Source organism: Ekhidna sp., assembly GCF_963691765.1.
Classification (GTDB): Bacteria; Bacteroidota; Bacteroidia; order Cytophagales; family Cyclobacteriaceae; genus Ekhidna.
In genome coordinates, this window is the sequence record NZ_OY829375.1 from 66,714 (window position 1) to 87,028 (window position 20,315).

At 37.8% G+C, this 20,315-nt stretch carries 19 protein-coding genes and 1 tRNA gene; 13 read left to right on the top strand and 7 right to left on the bottom strand.

The features are described 5' to 3' along the window. Positions 1 to 96 precede the first annotated feature (96 nt). Positions 97 to 1,032: a lipid A-modifier LpxR family protein gene (locus ACY650_RS00355; RefSeq protein ID WP_462250586.1), complete on the top strand. Its 936-nt coding sequence runs from the start codon at positions 97 to 99 to the stop codon at positions 1,030 to 1,032. Between the two features lie 177 nt (positions 1,033 to 1,209). After that, a complete protein-coding gene (locus ACY650_RS00360; RefSeq protein ID WP_462250588.1) occupies positions 1,210 to 1,656 on the top strand; it encodes a hypothetical protein in 447 nt (148 codons plus the stop codon). Here the strand turns inward: ACY650_RS00360 and surE are convergent. From surE to dnaG, 4 genes are read right to left on the bottom strand one after another with little or no spacing between them, the layout of a single operon-like run. Further along, entirely contained in the window at positions 1,628 to 2,404 is a 777-nt protein-coding gene (surE, locus tag ACY650_RS00365; protein ID WP_462250590.1) for a 5'/3'-nucleotidase SurE, read from the bottom strand. The genes ACY650_RS00360 and surE overlap by 29 nt on opposite strands. Before the next feature lie 3 nt (positions 2,405 to 2,407). After that, positions 2,408 to 3,010, bottom strand: coding sequence for a hypothetical protein (locus ACY650_RS00370; RefSeq protein WP_462250592.1), 603 nt, complete (start codon positions 3,008 to 3,010; stop codon positions 2,408 to 2,410). Then, positions 3,007 to 4,206 (bottom strand): bifunctional 3,4-dihydroxy-2-butanone-4-phosphate synthase/GTP cyclohydrolase II, encoded by a 1,200-nt coding sequence (locus ACY650_RS00375; RefSeq protein ID WP_462250594.1) that lies wholly within the window; start codon positions 4,204 to 4,206, stop codon positions 3,007 to 3,009. Before ACY650_RS00375 ends, ACY650_RS00370 begins: the two co-directional genes overlap by 4 nt. Before the next feature lies 1 nt (position 4,207). Continuing rightward, positions 4,208 to 6,136, bottom strand: coding sequence for a DNA primase (gene dnaG, locus ACY650_RS00380; RefSeq protein ID WP_462250596.1), 1,929 nt, complete (start codon positions 6,134 to 6,136; stop codon positions 4,208 to 4,210). A gap of 232 nt (positions 6,137 to 6,368) precedes the next feature. Between dnaG and ACY650_RS00385 the strand changes: the two genes are divergently transcribed. Genes ACY650_RS00385 through ACY650_RS00410 form a run of 6 tightly spaced genes read left to right on the top strand, consistent with a single transcriptional unit; the run spans position 6,369 to position 13,697 of the window. Next, positions 6,369 to 7,463, top strand: coding sequence for an Mrp/NBP35 family ATP-binding protein (locus tag ACY650_RS00385; RefSeq protein ID WP_462250598.1), 1,095 nt, complete (start codon positions 6,369 to 6,371; stop codon positions 7,461 to 7,463). A gap of 3 nt (positions 7,464 to 7,466) precedes the next feature. Then, on the top strand, positions 7,467 to 7,745 hold the full coding sequence (locus tag ACY650_RS00390; RefSeq protein WP_462250600.1) for a NifU family protein: 279 nt from the start codon (positions 7,467 to 7,469) through the stop codon (positions 7,743 to 7,745). A 7-nt stretch (positions 7,746 to 7,752) separates the two neighbouring features. Next, on the top strand, positions 7,753 to 10,680 hold the full coding sequence (locus ACY650_RS00395) for a choice-of-anchor J domain-containing protein (RefSeq protein ID WP_462250602.1): 2,928 nt from the start codon (positions 7,753 to 7,755) through the stop codon (positions 10,678 to 10,680). Between the two features lie 31 nt (positions 10,681 to 10,711). Then, a complete protein-coding gene (locus tag ACY650_RS00400; protein ID WP_462250604.1) occupies positions 10,712 to 11,563 on the top strand; it encodes a PASTA domain-containing protein in 852 nt (283 codons plus the stop codon). Beyond that, positions 11,560 to 13,401, top strand: coding sequence for a T9SS type A sorting domain-containing protein (locus ACY650_RS00405; RefSeq protein ID WP_462250606.1), 1,842 nt, complete (start codon positions 11,560 to 11,562; stop codon positions 13,399 to 13,401). The genes ACY650_RS00400 and ACY650_RS00405 overlap by 4 nt, the downstream gene beginning before the upstream one ends. Beyond that, the gene (locus tag ACY650_RS00410) at positions 13,398 to 13,697 is read left to right on the top strand and encodes a rhodanese-like domain-containing protein (RefSeq protein ID WP_462250608.1); all 300 of its coding nucleotides are present in this window, start codon (positions 13,398 to 13,400) and stop codon (positions 13,695 to 13,697) included. The genes ACY650_RS00405 and ACY650_RS00410 overlap by 4 nt, the downstream gene beginning before the upstream one ends. Here the strand turns inward: ACY650_RS00410 and ACY650_RS00415 are convergent. Together ACY650_RS00415 and ACY650_RS00420 are read right to left on the bottom strand one after the other, a co-directional pair. Further along, positions 13,694 to 14,914 carry a site-2 protease family protein gene (locus ACY650_RS00415; protein WP_462250610.1) on the bottom strand — a complete coding sequence of 407 codons (1,221 nt, stop codon included), beginning with the start codon at positions 14,912 to 14,914 and terminating at the stop codon, positions 13,694 to 13,696. The genes ACY650_RS00410 and ACY650_RS00415 overlap by 4 nt on opposite strands. Further along, entirely contained in the window at positions 14,907 to 15,542 is a 636-nt protein-coding gene (locus ACY650_RS00420) for an HAD family hydrolase (protein ID WP_462250612.1), read from the bottom strand. Before ACY650_RS00420 ends, ACY650_RS00415 begins: the two co-directional genes overlap by 8 nt. A 69-nt stretch (positions 15,543 to 15,611) precedes the next feature. Between ACY650_RS00420 and ACY650_RS00425 the strand changes: the two genes are divergently transcribed. Further along, positions 15,612 to 15,685, top strand: a tRNA-Ile gene (locus ACY650_RS00425). A gap of 115 nt (positions 15,686 to 15,800) precedes the next feature. On the opposite strand, the gene ACY650_RS00430 is transcribed toward ACY650_RS00425, so the two are convergent. Beyond that, positions 15,801 to 16,583, bottom strand: a complete 783-nt coding sequence (locus ACY650_RS00430) for a 5'-nucleotidase, lipoprotein e(P4) family (RefSeq protein WP_462250614.1) — start codon at positions 16,581 to 16,583, stop codon at positions 15,801 to 15,803. Between the two features lie 288 nt (positions 16,584 to 16,871). On the opposite strand from ACY650_RS00430, the gene ACY650_RS00435 reads away from it, so the two are divergent. From ACY650_RS00435 to ACY650_RS00450, 4 genes are all read left to right on the top strand, one after another. Continuing rightward, positions 16,872 to 17,228 (top strand): hypothetical protein, encoded by a 357-nt coding sequence (locus ACY650_RS00435; protein ID WP_462250616.1) that lies wholly within the window; start codon positions 16,872 to 16,874, stop codon positions 17,226 to 17,228. 87 nt (positions 17,229 to 17,315) lie between these two features. Beyond that, complete coding sequence (locus ACY650_RS00440; protein ID WP_462250618.1) at positions 17,316 to 18,443, top strand: serine hydrolase domain-containing protein; 1,128 nt, start codon at positions 17,316 to 17,318, stop codon at positions 18,441 to 18,443. Between the two features lie 56 nt (positions 18,444 to 18,499). Further along, the gene (locus ACY650_RS00445) at positions 18,500 to 19,660 is read left to right on the top strand and encodes a methionine aminotransferase (RefSeq protein WP_462250620.1); all 1,161 of its coding nucleotides are present in this window, start codon (positions 18,500 to 18,502) and stop codon (positions 19,658 to 19,660) included. Between the two features lie 6 nt (positions 19,661 to 19,666). Further along, positions 19,667 to 20,305 (top strand): transglutaminase-like domain-containing protein, encoded by a 639-nt coding sequence (locus ACY650_RS00450; RefSeq protein ID WP_462250622.1) that lies wholly within the window; start codon positions 19,667 to 19,669, stop codon positions 20,303 to 20,305. Positions 20,306 to 20,315: the final 10 nt, after the last annotated feature.

Below are 20,315 nucleotides of genomic sequence, written 5' to 3' on the forward strand. Positions count from 1 at the left end.
CCTTCTTTTTTTAAACATATTTTTTAGATATCAACCACACGACTATTGAGCTTGAAACTATTTATGAAATCTCTGATCCTTACTATTTTCGCTACAATGAGATTCTATTGCGCAATACTTCTATGTCTAACTTTTGAAGTAGTCTTTGGTCAGAATAAGATTCTAACCAGAGAACTGCAAGTAGAAAATGACAATGATGCCTATACTTTAAATCTATCTAGGGATCAATATTACAGTAACGGTGTCGCTATTCGATATAGAAGACTGCTGGATTCAACGCGCAATAAACAAGGAATAGTCAAGGTTATCCGATCTTATGACATAAACCATAGAATATACAGTCCCAAACATCTCTTTTGGGAAAATGTAGAAGATATGGATAGGCCATATGCCGGACAAATCACGCTATCAGCATCAAATCAATACTATTTAGAAAAAGAAGGATTCATTAAAGCGAAACTAGAAGTTGGCTGGATGGGACCTTCACTTAGAACAGGTGATCTTCAATATCAATGGCATAAGACATTTGGGATGCAATTGCCTTTAGGGTGGGATTATCAAATCAATGATGCCCCGTTAGTAAATACGTATTGGACATATGCTCAAAAAATCGCGAATAGCGAGACACTAGATCTCATAACTGAGTCAAATATTGCGTTAGGGACTTCTTTTACCCATGCCCGACAAGAATTAATGATTCGTTTTGGAACATTTAAACCGCTCCAGCATTCGACTCAATATAATGGGGTACTTGGTATAGAAAATAAAGGACCTGGCAACCATGAGTTCTATTTCTTTATAAGTCCAGGTTTTGAATACGTAGTATATAATGCAACTATTGAGGGTAATCTAATTGGAAAAGAATCTATATATACTGAAACTCAGGAACCATGGGTTTTCCAAATGAGAGCCGGTGTTATGGCTAGCTGGACAAAGTTTGATTTTGCACTACTCTATTATCGAAGAACTAAAGAAACAACAGAAGCCACCTTCCATAAGTTTGTTGGCATCCGCATGAATCAGCGATTCTAATAAACGCTCGCCTAACTTTGCAGCTACATGAATTTGGAGGTGTGAATAGCCTTAAGAGACCGAAGAAAGGACATTTACGAACTTAACAAGCGCCTAAGCTCTTAAAAAAATATTTTGAATAATTGGGGGAGCAACCTCAGATTTAACACATATTATTAAATCAACCTTTTCTAAATCATGCTAAAAGCATCCATCTTTTTTCTCACTATAGCTATATCTTTTTCAGTATCATCACAGTATATGCAAAATATTGATACGTTATCAAAAAATGAGATTAAAAATATAATACTCAGCTTGGATGAGGAAAATGAAACTCATATCAAATTCAGAAAAACACAGAAAGGAAAAATGGTTGGCGGTGTAATTATGGCTATAGGTTCTTCCATTGTTATTACGAATGCCATGAAACCAAGAAATGATCATCACGAAGGAGATATTGAAGGAATAATGAATGGATTCCTAGGGCTTCTAACTACGGTTGCTGGATTGATAGTATTTGAATCCTCAAGAGTCAAGCAGAATAAAACAATTCACTCTTTCCAAATCGAAAAATCAAACTTACGAACCACCCAAATTCGAGATGATAAGGAAGTTTTTAGGTATCTAGATCCCAATTATCGTTAACTTGACTGATGGCATTATACCCGGTCATATCAAATTGACAAGGCACAATAGAGACATAATTATTAGCAAGTGCCCATTCATCGTTATCCTCACTCTTGTCGTGGTTAACGAAATTCCCAACCATCCAAAAATAAGTTCGTCCGTAAGGATCTTTTCTTTCATCAAAATCCTCTTCCCAATTGGCATTTGCTTGCCTGCATACTTTAATGCCTTTGATTGCTTCATTTTGATGTACAGGGAAATTCACATTTAGCGCTATACCTTTTGGGATCCCATTTTTGAGTGCCTCTTGCGTTACTTTCTTAATGTAAACATCAATATGATCCATATACGCTGCTGGATCATAATCACATAATGAAAAACCAATTGAAGGTACTCCTTCAATTGCCCCTTCGATTGCAGCACTCATTGTCCCGGAATACAAAACGCTGATGGAACTATTACTACCGTGATTTACACCGGAAACAACAAGATCTATCTTCCGACCTTTCAGTACATAATGTTTAGCCAACTTGATACAGTCAGCGGGTGTACCGCTACATTCGTATGCTTCTATGTCCCCAAAAATGTCATTCTTGGTAATCCGAAGGGTATCTCCTACTGTAATTGCATGCCCCATTCCTGATTGAGGACTATCAGGTGCCACAACAATGACTTCTCCCAATTCTTTTACTACATCTACTAGCTTTCGAATACCTCTGGAAGTAATACCATCATCATTACTTACCAGAATCAAGGGTTTTGCCATAATTTAAATTGAATTATAAAATGCGGTGATACGTACAAGATCAGCAAGCTCATCAGTATCCAGCTTATTGTCTTTTATGAATTTCTTTATGTCAACTTGCTTCTTATTCATGAAATTTAGAAGCTCTTTCTTTTTGCCTCCAAAATAGGTAATGACCCCTTCACTATCCATGAAGTAAAAGGAATATTCAATTACAAGCTGTGTACTATTTCCTCCTCCCCAGTAGGCGGAGGAATTATTAATGGTCTGAGCTACAATTCGTTCACGTGTCAATAATGAGAGTTTACCTTCATAGACAAGCTCGAAAAAGACAGGGATTTTATAGCCAATATTGACAGTATATGGAACACTATAGAATTGACGATAATTATTCAGGATATTATCAAAGATCTCAAAATAGAATACTTTATGACTAGAAAAAGATTTAGTTCTCCCATTGTGAATTACGGTAAGAAGATTGGCTTCCAAATCATATTTTAAGTCTCCCTTAATCGTATCCTTTTCAGTAGTTACCATAAAGCCTTCGTGAAACAACTCGTAAGAGAAGGTCTGGGCGGTAACTCCTAGTGATAAGAAAATTAAAATAAAAGCGAATGAATTTCTCATTTTAAGATTTCGTGTCCTAGCTTATCTCTCTTGGTTTCAAGATACTTTTGATTGTGTTGATTAGGTGCAATCTCAATACCAATGTTTTCAACAATTTCTAATCCATAGCCCATCAAACCTACCCTTTTTTTAGGGTTATTGGTAATCAACCTCAACTTTGTGACCCCCAATTTTCTTAAAATTTGTGCCCCAACGCCATAGTCTCTCTGATCAGATTTAAAGCCTAGTTCAAGGTTCGCCTCTACAGTGTCCTTACCCTCTTCTTGTAGTTTATAGGCTTTTAGTTTGTTCATTAGTCCTATTCCTCTCCCTTCCTGATTCATATAAAGAACCACACCTTTACCTTCTTCCTCAACCATTTTCATTGCTCCATGAAGTTGTCCTCCGCAATCGCATCGGCAAGATCCAAATATATCACCGGTAACACATGAGCTGTGAACACGTACCATTACAGGCTCATTCTTTTCCCATGCGCCTTTTACTAATGCTAGATGTTCTTCGCCAGTGTTTAATTGTTTAAACGCTTTCAATTGAAAATCCCCCCAGTTTGTAGGCATATTAACCTCTATTTCTTCGGCAATCATAGACTCCGTTTCCATTCGATATTCGATCAAATCTGCAATAGAAACGAGCTTCAATCCAAACTTATCGGCAATCTTTCTACAGTCAGGAAGTCTGGCCATGGTTCCATCATCCTTCAAAATTTCAACCAAAACTCCGCCAGGCGTAAGGCCTGCTAACCTTGAAAAATCAACTGCGGCTTCTGTATGTCCTGCTCTTCGTAAAACCCCTCCATGTTTTGCTTTTAAAGGAAAAATATGACCGGGTCTACCTAAATCTTCAGGCGTAGTTTTTGAATCAACTAACGCTTGGATTGTTTTGGCTCTATCAGAAGTAGATATCCCAGTAGTTGTTCCATGACCAATTAGATCGACAGACACAGTAAATGGAGTCTCGAATGTTGCAGTATTCTTCCCAACCATTAAATCAAGATCCAATTCCTGGCATCTATCTTCCAAAATTGATGCACAAATAAGTCCTCTACCCTCTTTGGACATAAAATTGATAATATCGGGTGTTACCTTTTCTGCGGCACAGATGAAATCCCCTTCGTTCTCTCTATCTTCATCATCTACCACAATGATTACTTCTCCGTTTTTTATCGCCTCTATGGCATCTTCTATTTTATCTAGCATCTTATCCTACTAATACGTTTCCTAATATTTTAGCTATTTCTACTGACACTTTCTTCAACTCATTTATGTCATCTAAAAGTTCATCAACTTCTGATTCCTCAGTTACATGTTTCAATTTTTCAGTTTCCTCCTCAATGAGTTGTTGCACGATTCGAAACTTCAATCTCAACACGTTGGAGTAAGTCACGTCTTTTAAAAACTCACGTTCTCTCGGAACATAAATTTGATATTTTTCACTCCAATTCTCACTTATTTCATACTTATCTGCACTTAAGTCGATCACGGTTTTTCTTACATCCTCATCTTCATGATTTAGTAAATACTCCCCATCAATAACCTCTCCTTCTCTAAGTTTCTCTTGAAAAACCTCTACAATCTTTCTGTAAGTCTTATTGGTAAACTGAATTTCGTCCGCTTCGTTCAGAAAATAATCGATCAGATATTGATCTTGAAGTTCGCGTGTTTGAATTTTATTCTTACCATAGTTGACCAATACTCTAACACTTTCTCTTTCCTGAAATTCAATAATCTTACTAATATCAAGCCTATCCGTAAGATCTTCTTCTTCCATCGGAAATGGGGGCATTTCATCAGGAAGAGGTGGCATATCTTGTTTCTGATTCTTTCGATTCTGAATCAGAATTTTATTTTGTTCTGCAATTAGCACAGACTCAGCAATACCTAGCAAATCACTACACTCCTTGATATACACTGTACGCTTTACAGGATCAGTGATCTTAGTGATGCTAGATACAATGTCTTTGATTACTCCAGCTTTAGCAATAGGATCATTACCCGTTTCATCCAGTAACACTTTGGTTTTGAAACGGATGATATCTTGAGCTTCCTCAGCTACGTAATCTCTGAATCCAGCTGCACCTAATTGCTTTGCGTAACTATCCGGATCCTCACCCTCTGGTAACGCAACAGCCCGTACATTTAAATCCCCTTCAAGAAGTAAATCAATACCTCTCATGGAAGCTTTTATACCTGCTTGATCCCCATCAAAAATGACTGTAACATTTTCGCTATATCGACGAATCAGCTTTACTTGATCTTCGGTAAGTGCAGTACCTGAAGATGACACCACATTCTCGATGCCGGCCTGATGCATTGAAATCACATCAGTATACCCTTCTACTAAGTAGCAGTTGTCATCTTTTCGTATCGCATTCTTGCCCTGATACATACCGTATAGGACTTTGCTTTTAAAGTAAAGCTCAGTCTCAGGGCTATTTATGTATTTAGCAGACTTATCTGTACTTGATAGCTTCCTACCTCCAAAAGCAATGGTCTTACCAGAAACATTATGAATAGGAAACATGACACGACTTCTAAAACGATCGTAAGTTTTCCCTTCCTTATCGATGATTAAACCGGCCTCTGCCAATAACTCCTTCTGATACCCTTTTTTTGTTGCTTCATTGAGCAATCCGTCCCACAATTCACGTGAATAGCCTAATTCAAACTTCTTAATGGTCTCTTCCGTGAAACCTCGCTCTTTGAAATATGAAAGTCCGATAGATTTTCCTTCATCGGAATTATGCAAAACGTCTTCAAAGTATTCTTTCGCATAGTTTAAAACGATAAATAAACTTTCACGCTTATTTTGAGCCAAAAGTGCTTCATCCGACTGTTCTTCTTCCTGAATTTCAATCCCATACTTCCCTGCAAGGTATTTGATTGCCTCAATGTAGCTAAGGCCATCTACCTCCATAACAAAAGAGATTGCGTCTCCACCTTTTCCTGAGCTAAAATCCTTATAAATACCCTTAGAAGGAACTACGTAAAATGAGGGGGTTTTCTCATTACTAAATGGGCTCAACGCTTTGAAACTTGACCCTGATCTTTTTAAGGTTACAAAATCCCCAACTACCTCGACTATGTCGATACGGTTTTTTACTTCTTCAATGGTAGACGGATGAATCATAACAAAATTGGGAGTGCAAAATTACTTCATTATAAGATAGTAATTCAGCAGTTAAATTACTTTCCCACTCTTGAAAAGAGTAACGACCAATTTCAATAAAATGGTTGCGTCTAGAAAACAAATGTGCATGTAATTTATTTAGTAAAGCAATAGAACCGAAGACGACATTTATTGGTTTGTAATGAAGGCAATAAGTGAATTAATAACGGATAAATCTTAAATTGCGGCACCAATGGATTTAACAAAAGAAAACCTCTTAAAAGCACTTAGCGAAGTGATTGATCCTGATTTAAAAAAGGATCTAGTATCACTTGGAATGATTCAGAATATCCATATTGATTCAAATAAAGCTGCATTTGATGTTGTTCTCACAACACCTGCCTGCCCACTAAAGGAAGTTATTAAAAAAGACTGCGAAGATAAGATTCGGAAGCACCTAGGTGATGAAGTAAAACTAATAATCAACATGACCTCCAATGTCACTACCAAAAGGGATGAGGGTCCGGTATTACCTGGAGTTAAGAATATTATTGCTATTTCCTCTGGGAAAGGTGGTGTTGGTAAGTCTACAGTAGCTTCAAACCTTGCAGTTGCATTAGCAAAGTCCGGTGCTGATGTAGGTCTAATTGATGCAGATATCTATGGCCCATCTATTCCTACAATGTTCAACTGTGAATATGAACAACCAGGAATTGTTCAAGAAGATGGCAAAAATAAGATCGTTCCAATTCTACAGTATGGCGTCAAACTATTGTCCATTGGTTTTCTGACTAATAGTGAAGATGCAGTTGTGTGGCGCGGCCCGATGGCCAGTTCTGCATTGAGGCAATTTATTTCAGATGCGAAATGGGGCGATTTAGATTACCTATTGATCGATTTACCACCAGGAACTAGTGATATTCACCTTACACTGGTTCAAGCAGTGCCAGTTACGGGGGCCCTAGTAGTCACAACACCGCAAAAAGTAGCATTAGCTGATGCACAAAAGGGCATTTCGATGTTCAAACAACCTCAAATTAATGTTCCAATCTTAGGATTGGTAGAAAATATGGCTTGGTTTACTCCTGAAGAACTCCCTGACAATAAATACTTTATCTTTGGAGAAGGTGGAGGTAAAAATCTAGCTGAAAAAAATAAAGTTGAATTGCTTGGACATATTCCGATAGTTCAATCGATTCGGGAAAGTGGGGATAATGGTTATCCTGCTGCAATGAAAGAAGGTGAAATATCCAATGCATTCACACAATTGGCTGAAAGTGTAGCACAGCAAGTAGCAATTAGAAATGCAACCCAAGAAGAGACTAAAAAAGTAGAAGTTACCGTTTAGCATATGTCAGAATTAGTAAAAAAAGTAGAAAAAGCTTTAAACACCATACGTCCTTACCTCGAAGCTGACGGCGGAGATGTAAAAGTACTAGAGGTAGATAGTGATATGAATGTTATACTAGAACTGATGGGTAACTGCGGCTCATGCCCCATGTCTACAATGACTTTAAAAGCGGGAGTAGAAGAGGCAATTAAGCGGGAGGTACCTGAAATAAAAAGTGTACATGCAGTCAATATCACCGCTCCAGACGATCCAAACGCAAAGCTTCCTTTTGCTAACTAATGAGCCCATGCGGATTGGGTTAGCTATTTTAATTGTTCTATTAACATTTAACACCTACTCTCAAGAAAGGTGTGGCACGGTGGCACCGTCAACGGGTGCTTTCGAAAGTTGGATGAGCAACAAAATAGCGGAAAGAAAATCCAGATCTTCCCAGGCAGTACTTTACCAAATACCGGTTGTAGTCCATGTATTTCATAAAGGTGAAACTGTAGGGTCTGGAGTTAACCTCTCCGAAGAACGAATAAGAGCTCAAATAGACTCCCTTACCGCTGACTTTAGACGGCAAAATGCTGATGCAGTCAATACACCTTCAGCTTTTGAAGATGTGGCTGCTGATGTAGAAATTGAGTTTATTCTAGCGAAACAGGATCCTTCAGGAAACCCTACCAATGGGATTGTTAGACTCCAAGGATCTAAAGATGTCTATAGAGCAAACTCTGATCGACCTCTATTAAGATCAGAAAGCTATTGGCCCGCAGAACATTATTTAAACATTTACCTTCTTGATCTTCAAACTTTTATCGGATACGCCTCATTCCCGATTTCAGATTTAGATGGGATCATCAATGATAGTGGAGATTATAAGTTTGATGGTGTACTTGTTGATTTTGAATACTTCGGGGTAAACCTCTCCACTCCTACTTTCGACAGTTACGGTAGAACCTTGACGCATGAGGTGGGACATTGGCTTGGTTTAAGACACATATGGGGTGATGGGAACTGCACGGTTGACGACTTTGTAGCTGACACACCACTTGCTAATACGGACAATGGAGATTATACCTCACCATGTACATTCCCCAATCCTGATGATAATGAAGTTTGTGTTGCTGGTGAGCCAGAGATGTTTCAAAATTTCATGGACTACACTGATGATATTTGTATGAACTTGTTTACACTGGGACAAAAAACAAGAATGAGAACCGTAATGGATAATGCACCAAACCGACTATCCTTGGTCACTTCACCAGGTCTGACTGAACCTGGCAAATCAGATACAGATTTAGCGGCTGTAAATGTCATTAGCCCTGCTAACACAGAATGCAGCAATAATGTTATTCCAATATTGCAGGTTGAAAATCATGGAACAACAGAAATCAGCTCTTATGAAGTTCAATTGTATATAAATGGAAATCCAAGTGGTAGCCCACAAGTCATTTTAACCACACTACAACCTCTAGCATCCGATACAGTTACATTTCCAACCAAATCTGTATCCTCAATACCAGCTGAGGTTACATTTGAGATCACGAACGTTAATGGCGCATCAGATGACAATCCATCTAATGACGTAATTCTAAAGGAACTATTCTCGACGAGTACATCTAACCTTCCTTTTTTGGAAGACTTCGAAAGCACCCCATCAGTGATAGGACTGAACGGAGTTGCTTACCCTTGGGAAGCATTAAACGCACCCAAGAATACCCCAACAAATCAGGCTTTTGTTTTCAAAGCTCATAACAACACAGAGTGGTTTGGTGAATCCACCATTTTTAAAACACCGATTTTTGACCTAACAGGTCTCCCATCCGGCGATTTGGAATTCAGCTATGCACATGCCAATGTGCCTAATGCTTTTTATGATGGATTAATGGTGAAGGCAAGCATTGATTGCGGTGAAACTTTTCCTGATGTTATATTTTCGAGTTTTGGACCAGATTTGGCAACCGCACCAGAAACTGAAACATACTTTACACCTGCCAATCAATTAGAATGGGTAGATACACTGCTTAGCATTACAGACTATAGAGATATTGATGGAGTCCAATTTGCATTTATTGGAATTAATGGAAGTAAGAACAATATATATATAGATGATATACGTGTCATTGAGACCAACTTGTTAGAGAATGATATAAAACCTACAAGTCTTAATGGGCCCTTGGTGACGTGTTCAGAATCTTCAGAATTAGACCTAAGGATTAGAAATGTAGGCTCACAGACCATTTCTTCATTTGAAGTGAAATATCATATTAATGGAGATACGACTTTCACGCAATTTGAGGGGCTCAATATATCATCTAAAGGTTATGAAACAGTTTCTTTAAACGCCGGCAATCTCAATCAAGGCGACAATGATATCGGGGTAGAAATTACCCTTGTCAATGGAATTAAAGACGAATCAATAGTGGATAATCAAATAGAAATCACTCTGGAAAGAAATGTTATTGAAGATGAATATCCGCTTACCGTTGATTTTGAATCATCTGATAATTGGATAAAAGCTGAATCTTCTTCAACTAATTTATTTACAAGGGAGCAGTTAGAAACAAACAGAACTTTAAGAGCTAGAGGCTACAATACCACAGAATTAGGATTTCCCAGCTGGTTTGTAAGTCCGCGATTAAATACAGGTGGGCTTGATAGTGCTGGTCTCTATTTTAGAGCTTCGTATGGTGCTAGGGAAGGACTCAATGACAGACTTCAAGTACTCCTATCCACCGATTGCGGAGAATCATATCCTATTACACTTTTAGATGCCAATTCGGATTCTTTGACTTCTGCAACAACTACATCGCAATGGATGCCTTTGTCTGATAGTGATTGGAAGGAGTACCGACTTGACTTATCTCATTCGTTTTTCTTTGATGAAAATATCAGAATAGCATTCGTATTTACACCAGGCGGCGGCAATGATCTGTATATAGACGACATAAGTATTAGAGCAAATGAATTACCTACATATGAAAATATTGTTCGTACGTATCCAAATCCTGCAAGCTCATTTTTCAACGTTGGATTTAATCTGTCCCAAAAAGAATCGGTGACTATTAAGCTTATCGATATAAGTGGAAGAATTATTTTTGAGGAACAAATAGAAAATGCACTAAATCAAATAATTGAATATCAAGCTCCACATCAAGAAGGCCTTTATTTCTTGCGCATTGAAGGTAGTCGATTCGAAACCTCTCAAAAACTGTTTATTAGTCGCTAATTGTTTAGGTTTATCCTCTCATTAAAAGTCTATGTCATTTTTAAAACCAACCAGCTTTAAGGATTATTTGATGCACGCAGGTGCGATTATTGGAGGATCATTTCTAATCGTCATAGTAGTCTTCTATGTATGGCTTCCGATAACTACAAACCATGGTGAAACTATCACCGTTCCTGATATCAAAGGAATGACGATAAGCGAGCTAGATGAATTTCTAGGCAAGAGAAGCTTAAGATATGAAGCAACTGCAGATTCAAGCTATTCACCAGACTATCCCCCATTGGCAGTATTGAGACAAGTTCCTGCTCCCAATACAAAAGTGAAAGAAAATAGAAAAATCTACGTTACCCTTAATGCAGAGAGTCCTCCAAAAGTACGAATGCCTAAGGTGGAAGACTTATCGCTTAAAAGTGCTATGATGGTATTGAAATCATATGATCTAAAATTAGGAGCGGTAAAGCACGTTCCTGATGTCTTTTTCGGCGTGGTTCATGAGGCCAGAATGGATGGAAGAGTTGTCTTAGAAGGAGAAAGAATTGAGAAAGGATCATTTATCAACTTGGTAGTAGGTGATGGATATGGGAATACAGTATTTCAATCGCCACGGCTTATCGGTTTAGAACAAGAAGAAGCAGAAACTGCGATTATTGGTTCTGGATTAAGAATTGGTAAGGTAAATATTACAGATAAATCTCTGGCTGGATTTGGTACACCCGATTCCCTAGGCAATGAAATTCTGGAGTATCGTGAAATAGCACCTGGGACAGTACAACAACAATATCCGAGACCGGATCGTAGAGTTAAAATTGGCGATCCAATTGATATCTGGATTTACAAACCCGACTCTATTAGCAACACACCAACTATTCTAGACAATCAATGAGGAAATCTTTGATTGTCATACTGATTCTATTTACCCATTTAGGTGTAGCACAACTTACTGTTAAGCCTATTGTAAAAAATGAAGCTATCAAATCTCGCTCTTCAAGTGTGAAGGTAGTAAACGATGCCAGCCTACCATTTTGGGACGACTTTTCTATTACAACAGGTTCTCCGGATAGCATAAGAATATGGGGCACCGACACAACCAGGCAATGGAATTATGAGCTAAGCAAAAATGTGTTTGTTAATTCCACGCTAGCAATTAACCCACCATCATTTAATGTGGTCACATTCGATGGCTTGGACGAAAATGGAGCTTTTCATGCTGGTACTGATATTGGCCTGGCGGATGAACTTGTATCTGATACGATTGACTTGCAGGGAAGGGCAAACGTTGTTCTTTCTTTTTATTGGCAAGCCGGAGGAAATGTAGAAATTCCAGAAGCTGGCGACTCATTAAGACTACAGTTTTATGATCCTTTAAATGAGAATAATCCTTGGAATACCGTATGGGTGAAAGACGGTGGCGAATTGGAATCTGATCAAGATTCTGTGTTCACTCAAGATAGTGTTCATGTTAGCTCACAATTCCTGACACAGAAGTTTGCATTCCGGTTTCAATCATTTGGTGATAAGGATGGCCCATTTGATGCATGGCACCTAGATTGGATTTATCTAAATGAAAATAGGTTTAATGATGATCTTTATTATGTAGATAGAGGTCTTACTGGACAGCTTACTTCTCCACTTACTCCATTTAAGTCGATGCCAACAAATCAGTTCAAAGCGGATGAATCTGAGTTTAGTGGCGATCAGACTGTGAGAGCGTTTAATCTAGACGACAGATTTCAGCCAACAGACTATGTCCTGGTAATAAGGAATGAAAACGATAATTCATTGATTGACATGGTTTCTTTTGCCGGGAAAGACCCTCTCATCAATAATCCTGATCCCCTTAGGGTAACTGAAGACAGGATAATACTCCTCGATGAACTTGACCTTTCTGCTATCCCTAACGAAGACTCGATTGTCATATCTTCGGAGGTATACCTTGGAAATTCTGATGATCTTTTTTTAGACGGAACGCAGATTGATTTAAAAATCAATGATACTCTACGAACAGAATACTTGCTACATAACTACTATGCCTTTGATGATGGAACTGCTGAATATGCTGCAGGTACTAACATTGATGGAGCACAAGTCGCTGTAGAATATTGGTTAGAAGTAGAAGACACGCTGACCCATGTGGATATCCATTTCCCAAATATTGATCCTATCAGTGCAGGAACACTCATAGAATTGAGAGTATTTAGAAACCTAAATTCAGAGCCTGTCCGATCTCAGGATATCACAGTAATGACCGCCACGAAAATCGATGAGTTTACACGTTACAAATTATCCAATCCTATAGTATTATCTGACACATTCTATATAGGATACGAACAGAGTATCAACGATTATATAGGTATCGGTTTTGATGCAAGCAACGCTGAGGCTGCAGAACATATCTATGAAAATAGAACTGGTCAATGGGAACAAAATGTAAGATTAAAAGGAGCATTAATGATTCGTCCTGTTTTCGCAGATGTAAGTGATATTACATTGAATGCAGATAAAGAAGATCTTACTACCAAAGTATATCCCAATCCCACAACTGGAATAGTTAGTATTGAAAGTGATTACTCTGCGATTACACTGGTTGATTTTTCGGGCAAAATCTGGTTTAAAGAAATTGCAAAAAGGACGCATGATTTTACAAGTTTACAAGCAGGTTTATATTTGCTAACGATCCACACTAAACAAGGAGATCAAACCATAAAAATCATCAAAAAATGAATGAAGATATTACAGTAGAACAAGTAAAAGAGCGTTTGGAAAGTGGCGAAAAATTTAACTTCATAGATGTCAGAGAAGAATGGGAATATGAAGAAAGAAATATCGGCGCCCAATTAATTCCATTAGGAGAGCTTCCAAATAGACTTTCTGAAATAGAATCAATGAAAGATCAGGAAATCGTAGTTCATTGTAAATCTGGTGGAAGATCAGGTCAAGCAAAAAAATTCTTAAATAGCCAAGGCTATAGTAATGTAAGAAACATGCTTGGAGGAATTACTGCATACCTCGAACTCTAAAGCCCCTCAATTACAAGTGGCTGGGGACTAAAACATAGTATGAAAATAACAAGTGCTACCCAGCCTATCACCTTTCTTTTCGTATCCAGAGGACTATTATCTACTACTTGTGGATGGTCTACTCCAATAAACCTTCCGATCAGTACAGAGAAAAGTAACCACCCAGTGTAACCCTCTATCTTAAAAATTGAAGCTACAAAGAACTGCACAGTAAGCATTACAGTCGCATATAGTAATCTGTTTTTCTTTTCTTCAAATACGGTATAAGCACTCCAATAGACAATAGCCAGATACACCGCTATGCTTATTATAAAATTGCCAATTCCTTCTAAAGAAGTGTTTACCAAATCCGAAGTAGTAACCCATCCCAAACCTGCATAAAATAAAAAGCAAGTGAATAACACTCTCGAGATGATGGAATGATTCTTAGCACCGAAAAGACCAAAAAGCACATGACCTCCATCTAGTTGCCCAATAGGCAGCAGATTAAGAGCCGTAAAGAAAAATGCAAGGTAGGCGGCCAATAATACGGGGTAATGCATTAATTCTCGAGAACTAGGAACATAGCGATCATTTGGAGCCAAATATTTCCTACCCAAATTCATCAAAATGTTATCTCCAAAGAATAGTGCTCCTTCCCTACCTATCTTTATAGTATCAGGAAGTGCCTCAAATAACAATCGGTCGGGATTAAGATCCTTTTTAAGAACTATCGTATCAAGATTATGCATCCTTGTTTCGAAATTCTCACCAAACACTTCATACTCGGGATGTATTTCATATATATATTCTGTCTCGGGCAACGTGCGAAATCCATATATCAATAAGATGATGGCGACAACAAATCCTGCAATTGGCCCAGATACTCCCACATCAAAATATTTCACTCGACTAAGAATACTTTCCTTGATTCTGATAAATGCACCCATTGTCCCTAAAGAAGCCATTCCGATGAAGCCAAACCACATCGGTATATAATAAGGTAGCGTTACATTGATCTTATGATAGCGGGCAGTAAAGTAGTGTCCAAATTCATGGACCGTAAGAATTAACAAAAAGGGAATCGAGAAGTTAAATCCGAATAAAAAATCATCCCAGGAAATTCCTGCAATCAAGAACTTACCAATTGTCCATTCTGCCCCCGCAAATGTTGTAGTTATGAGGGTTAGAATAAATAATCCTAGCTGTAAAAGTTTAGTCTTTAAATGCCTATCCAAGCCCGAAAATTTCGTTTAGCTGCCTATCTGCATCAAAGATTTGAACTGCTTTCATCCCTGCTTTCTGAGCACCTTCTACATTGTCAAGACGATCATCTAAGAACAGCATCCTTGATGGATAATTATCTATTTCGTCTATAACATACTCGTAGCAGTTGAGGTTCGGTTTGCGAAGACCTATTTCGTGCGAGTAGTATACATCATCTACAAAATCCCTCAAGCTAGGCCTTCCCGTTTCTTCCATGATCATCTCTTCATAGGCTATTTCATGGATTACGTTGGTATTGGACAAAATAAACGTCTTATACTTTTCACCAATTTTAAGCACCTTGTTCATACGCTGTTTGGTGATAGACTTCAACATACTATTCCAAATACTCTCGAATTGCCTCTCTCCCATTTGAGTCCCTAGCAGCTTATTTATTTCTGCTCTGAACTCATCCGGTCCAATCATACCTCTTTCAAATTGCTGAAGCACTGGTGCAGTTACCACCATTTCTTCTATTTCATGAGTGTTCTTATTTGCTACTTCTGAAAACCGTCGAATCACTCTAGGGTAATCAAGATCTATGAGTACATTTCCGAAATCAAAAATTATGGCATCTACGCCTTGTAGTAAGTCTGACATTGGTTGGCTATTAAATGGCAAATATGTAATATTGCGCTCCCTTTTAAAAGGAACAATCACATTAAGTGAGGGCCTATAACTCAGTTGGTTAGAGTAACTGACTCATAATCAGTAAGTCCCAGGTTCGAGCCCTGGTGGGCCCACTATTAAAAAGCCTTATCAAATTGATAAGGCTTTATTTTTTAATCGACATTTTCGAAATTCTTTTTTCTAGATAAGAACCAAAAAACTGTCTATCATAAGAATTAACCTAATTAGTCAAAATGATATCAAGTTCGCCTTACGAATAGAATCTTTCTGCTGACTTGACCAATTGTATCTTCCACCATAAAGTTCTTTTGTTTCCCAATCGCCATATATTGGATTTGGTAAGACAATAAACTGAGAGCCAAACTTTGATCTAACGCTATCGACAAATTCACTTCTATCAAGACCATCAAAAAGACTTGAAAAATCTGAGAGATTATCACCTAAAAACATTAAAACATTATGGTCATTCAACACAAGATCTCTTCGAGCTTGCTTTTCACTTGTGCTATCTTTCAAAAGTAAATAGGAAGGGTCCGAATTCGGGAAACCAAGTTTCCCCAGATTAGCTGCAGTTTCATTTATTTGAGATTTGTCTCTATTGGATATATAAAAAATCTTAACGTTTCGTGATTTGGCGTAATTGAAAAACTCAAGTGCTCCAGGAATTGCTTCTGCAATTTCATTCCTACCCCATTCAAACCATAAATCTTTGGAAAATTCAATATCCATTTCGATCATTTTGGCATTGAAAGGACTATTGTTTAAAACAGTTTCATCTATATCAGTAACAATCGCTAAAGGTTTATCCGAATCAGCATTTTTAATAAGAAAATTATCGAGAGATAACTTAGCAAGGTTAAATGCTTGATAGCACTGAGCTTTGTATTCACTTGACATTTGGACCCACAATACTGATTGTACAGAATGTTCTCTTACTGGTATTGTTTCTTTATTCGATTCTTGAGTACAACTCAAAAAAATTAGCATAATAACAAGGTGGTAAAATCTCATTTCTATCGATGGTTTGAATTCTAAAATTTGATGTAAGTGCTGGATTAATAATTTATATTATACCCAATGCACAGCAAATTAAAAACATCTCATTTAGTGTTATAAGATTTTAGATCATTTCGTATTTAAATGGATTCAAAATCCTATTGTATGGATCAAAGACAAAGCAATACCTATGCAGTGAAAGTCAATTTTGAAGTGACTTACGAATTATTTTTATCATAACATTATAAGGGATTTTAAGATTTAATGGTTATATTTTTACTCTACCACCATTAACAAAACATAATGCCAGTCTCATACATTAACCATCAAGGTCGCAAAATTTTGCATGTCAATTTCAAGGATATCAAAACCAAAGAAACTGTCATGCAAGACATTGACTTAATGGCCAAATTCTACGAAGAAAGTACCGAAAAGATCTACCTCCTCCTTGATGTGCGTGGTACATTTACTGATCCGGATGTCATGGACAAACTAAAACATTATGGCAAAACTGTATTTAATGGTAAGTCAGAGAAAAGGGCCATTCTCGGTGTTGGGGGGATTAAAAAAATACTCCTTAGAGCGTATAGCATGGTTACAGGCACGAATGTGACTCCTTTCGAAGACGAAGAAAAAGCAAAGGATTACTTGGCTAATTGATAAGCTAGATTTAGCTACCGTTCATCTAGTTATTACTTGACATAGCATGTTATTTTCTGGTAATTGAGGAAGCAAACTCTTTTCACCATGAAAAAATTACTCTTCATATTTTTCTTATCGACTGGATATTTCGGTTTAGCTCAAACAGTTAATTACATCCAGAATGCCTTGGATAGTATTCAAAAAAAGGCCAACTATCCAGGCATCGTATTCACATATATTGACTCCAACGATAAGGTACGGGCTTTTGCCAGCGGCTGGGCTGATAAAGAAAATCAAATCAAAATGACAACTTCTCACAAACTGCATGGAGGCAGTACGGGGAAGACAGTAGTTTCTGCTATTGTAATGCAGTTGGTTTATGAAGGAAAGCTAAAACTTGATGATAAAGTACCAGACTATTTAGGCCAACACGATTGGTTTGAAAGGGTTGCAAACGCTCATGAAATCACCATTCGACAGCTAATGAATCATAGTTCAGGTATCGTTAGATATGAGTTTAAGGAAGCCTTCTTGGAGGATCTTAAAAAAGTGCCTGCTAAAGTCTGGACGCCAGAAGAGTTACTTTCATATGTACTGGATGATGAGCCTCCATTTAAAGCAGGTGAGGGTTTCACTTACGCTGACACTAACTATATACTGCTGGGCATGATCATAGAACGAGTAACTGGAAATGATTTTTATGTGGAAGCTGAAAATAGAATTTTCAAACCTCTCAAAATTTCAAGCTTCTCACCAACAAAGAGTAACAACATCGCAGATATGGCCCAAGGTTATTATACTGAAGGTTCGGAGTATGCTTTGGGTTTCAAGGCACCATTCTTAGTAGGTGGAATTGCTCAAAATAACATGCAATTTGAATGGACCGGCGGAGGTTATGCATATAGAAATCAAGATTATGCGAGGTTGTTAAATGCAATAATGTCGGGCGAAGCTTTCAATATGGAATACCTCAAAGATGATTATTTCAACTTTATTGATGCCCCAGAAATTCAAGGGAGCTACGGCTTGGGTGTAATCAAATATGACTTCCCAGGAATTGGGACTTTAATAGGTCACTCTGGTTTTTTCCCGGGTTATAATACAGTGGGGTTTTATCATGTGGAATCAAAACAGATATTTACCATGCAAATTAATTCTACAGACTTACCTCAATTACAACAGTTTTTTGGCGATTATTTAGGCCTAGTAAAGATGCTCATCCCTAAGAATTAAATATGATTAGGTAATATCTTTTTTATACTCCTTTTTTCCCTTCTATTTTTGAAGACATGGGAAATCAAGCAGACTTTCAATCAAAACTTCCAGCTGGAGGGACTAACATATTTACGATCATGTCAAAATTGGCAACTGAGCACAAGGCAATCAACCTTGGGCAAGGATTCCCAGATTTTGAGTGTGATGAAAAATTAAAGGAGCTAGTTGCAAAATATGTTACTGAAGGTAAAAATCAGTATTGTCCGCTAGCTGGTCTTCCCCAACTTAATCAAACTTTGAGCGCCAAAATGGAGCGGTTATATGGTATGCCAATCGACCCATCATCACAAATTTGTGTTACAGCTGGAGCAACACAAGCGCTGTATACCGCAATAATGGCATTTGTGAACCCTGGAGATGAAGTAATAATATTTGAGCCTGCATACGATTGCTACACTCCCCAAATACAATTGTCTGGAGGTATAGTCAAGCCATACCAAATGACATATCCTGACTATTCCATTGATTGGGATAAAGTGAAAGGAATGGTTAATGATAAAACTCGGATGATCGTTATCAATACACCTCACAACCCAAGTGGCACTGTGTTAAGTAAGGAGGACATGCAGGCATTAGAAGATATCGTGAGCGATACTAAAATCATTGTACTGAGTGATGAAGTGTATGAGCATCTCATTTATGATGGGGAGCAGCATCAAAGCGTCATGCGATTCCCAAGACTTTTTGAGCAATCCATTGCAACATTTTCATTCGGTAAAACACTTCATGCTACAGGATGGAAAATGGGGTATGTAGTTGGTCCTGAATACTTGGTTAGTGAATTTAAAACGGTACATCAATGGAATGTGTTCTGTACAAATTCCTTCGTCCAATTTGCAATAGCAGATTATTTGGGGGATCCAAAAAATTACGAATACCTTCCTTCATTTTTTGAAAAGAAGAGAGACACCATGAATGAGCTACTTGCTGATACACCATTGATACCCAAAATAGCAAAAGGCACATACTTCCAAGCGTATAGCTATGAATCTATAAGCGATATGCCTGATCGGGAGTTTGCAAAATATTTGACTACAGAAATTGGAGTTGCTGCAATACCCATGTCTCCCTTCTATACTGAAGATCCGGGAGATAAAGTGATACGCCTATGCTTTGCAAAACAAGAAAGCACGATAGAGGCTGCTGCAGAACGATTAATGAAATTGAAGGGTTGATACATTATGGCTGAGACGATAAAAAGCACGTACTTCTTTGATTACAATACTTCTATTATTCAAGAACTGATTGAAGAATTTAAAAAACCAGAACTTTCGGAGAAAGAGAAAGCGGCAGGTCTGTATCTAAAGATTCGAGATGGATGGCGATACGATCCCTATGATATTATTTTTAGAGAAGACGCTTTAAAGGCGAGTAACATTGCTCAAAAAGACCATGGTCACTGCATAGATAAATCGATACTGTACATAGCAGGACTAAGGGGCCTAGGCATACCCGCAAAACTCCATCTTGCCAAAGTGAAAAATCATATTGCCGTAGAAAGGCTAACTGAAAAATTTGGAACGAATGAACTTACTCCGCATGGAATGGTAGATGTATTTCTAGATGACAAATGGGTGAAGGCCACTCCGGCATTCAATAAAGAGCTTTGTCGTCTGACAGGTGTTGAGCCACTAGAATTCGATGGGAACAATGATTCAATATTCCAAGCGTACAGCACCAATGGAGAAGAGTTCATGGAATACCTGGAAGATTATGGTTCATTCGAGGATGTTCCACTAGCATTTATTGAAAAAAATATGAAAGAGAACTATCCAAAGCTCGAGAGCCTATTGAATGAGGATGGTGAACTAAAATTATAACTTGTAGTTT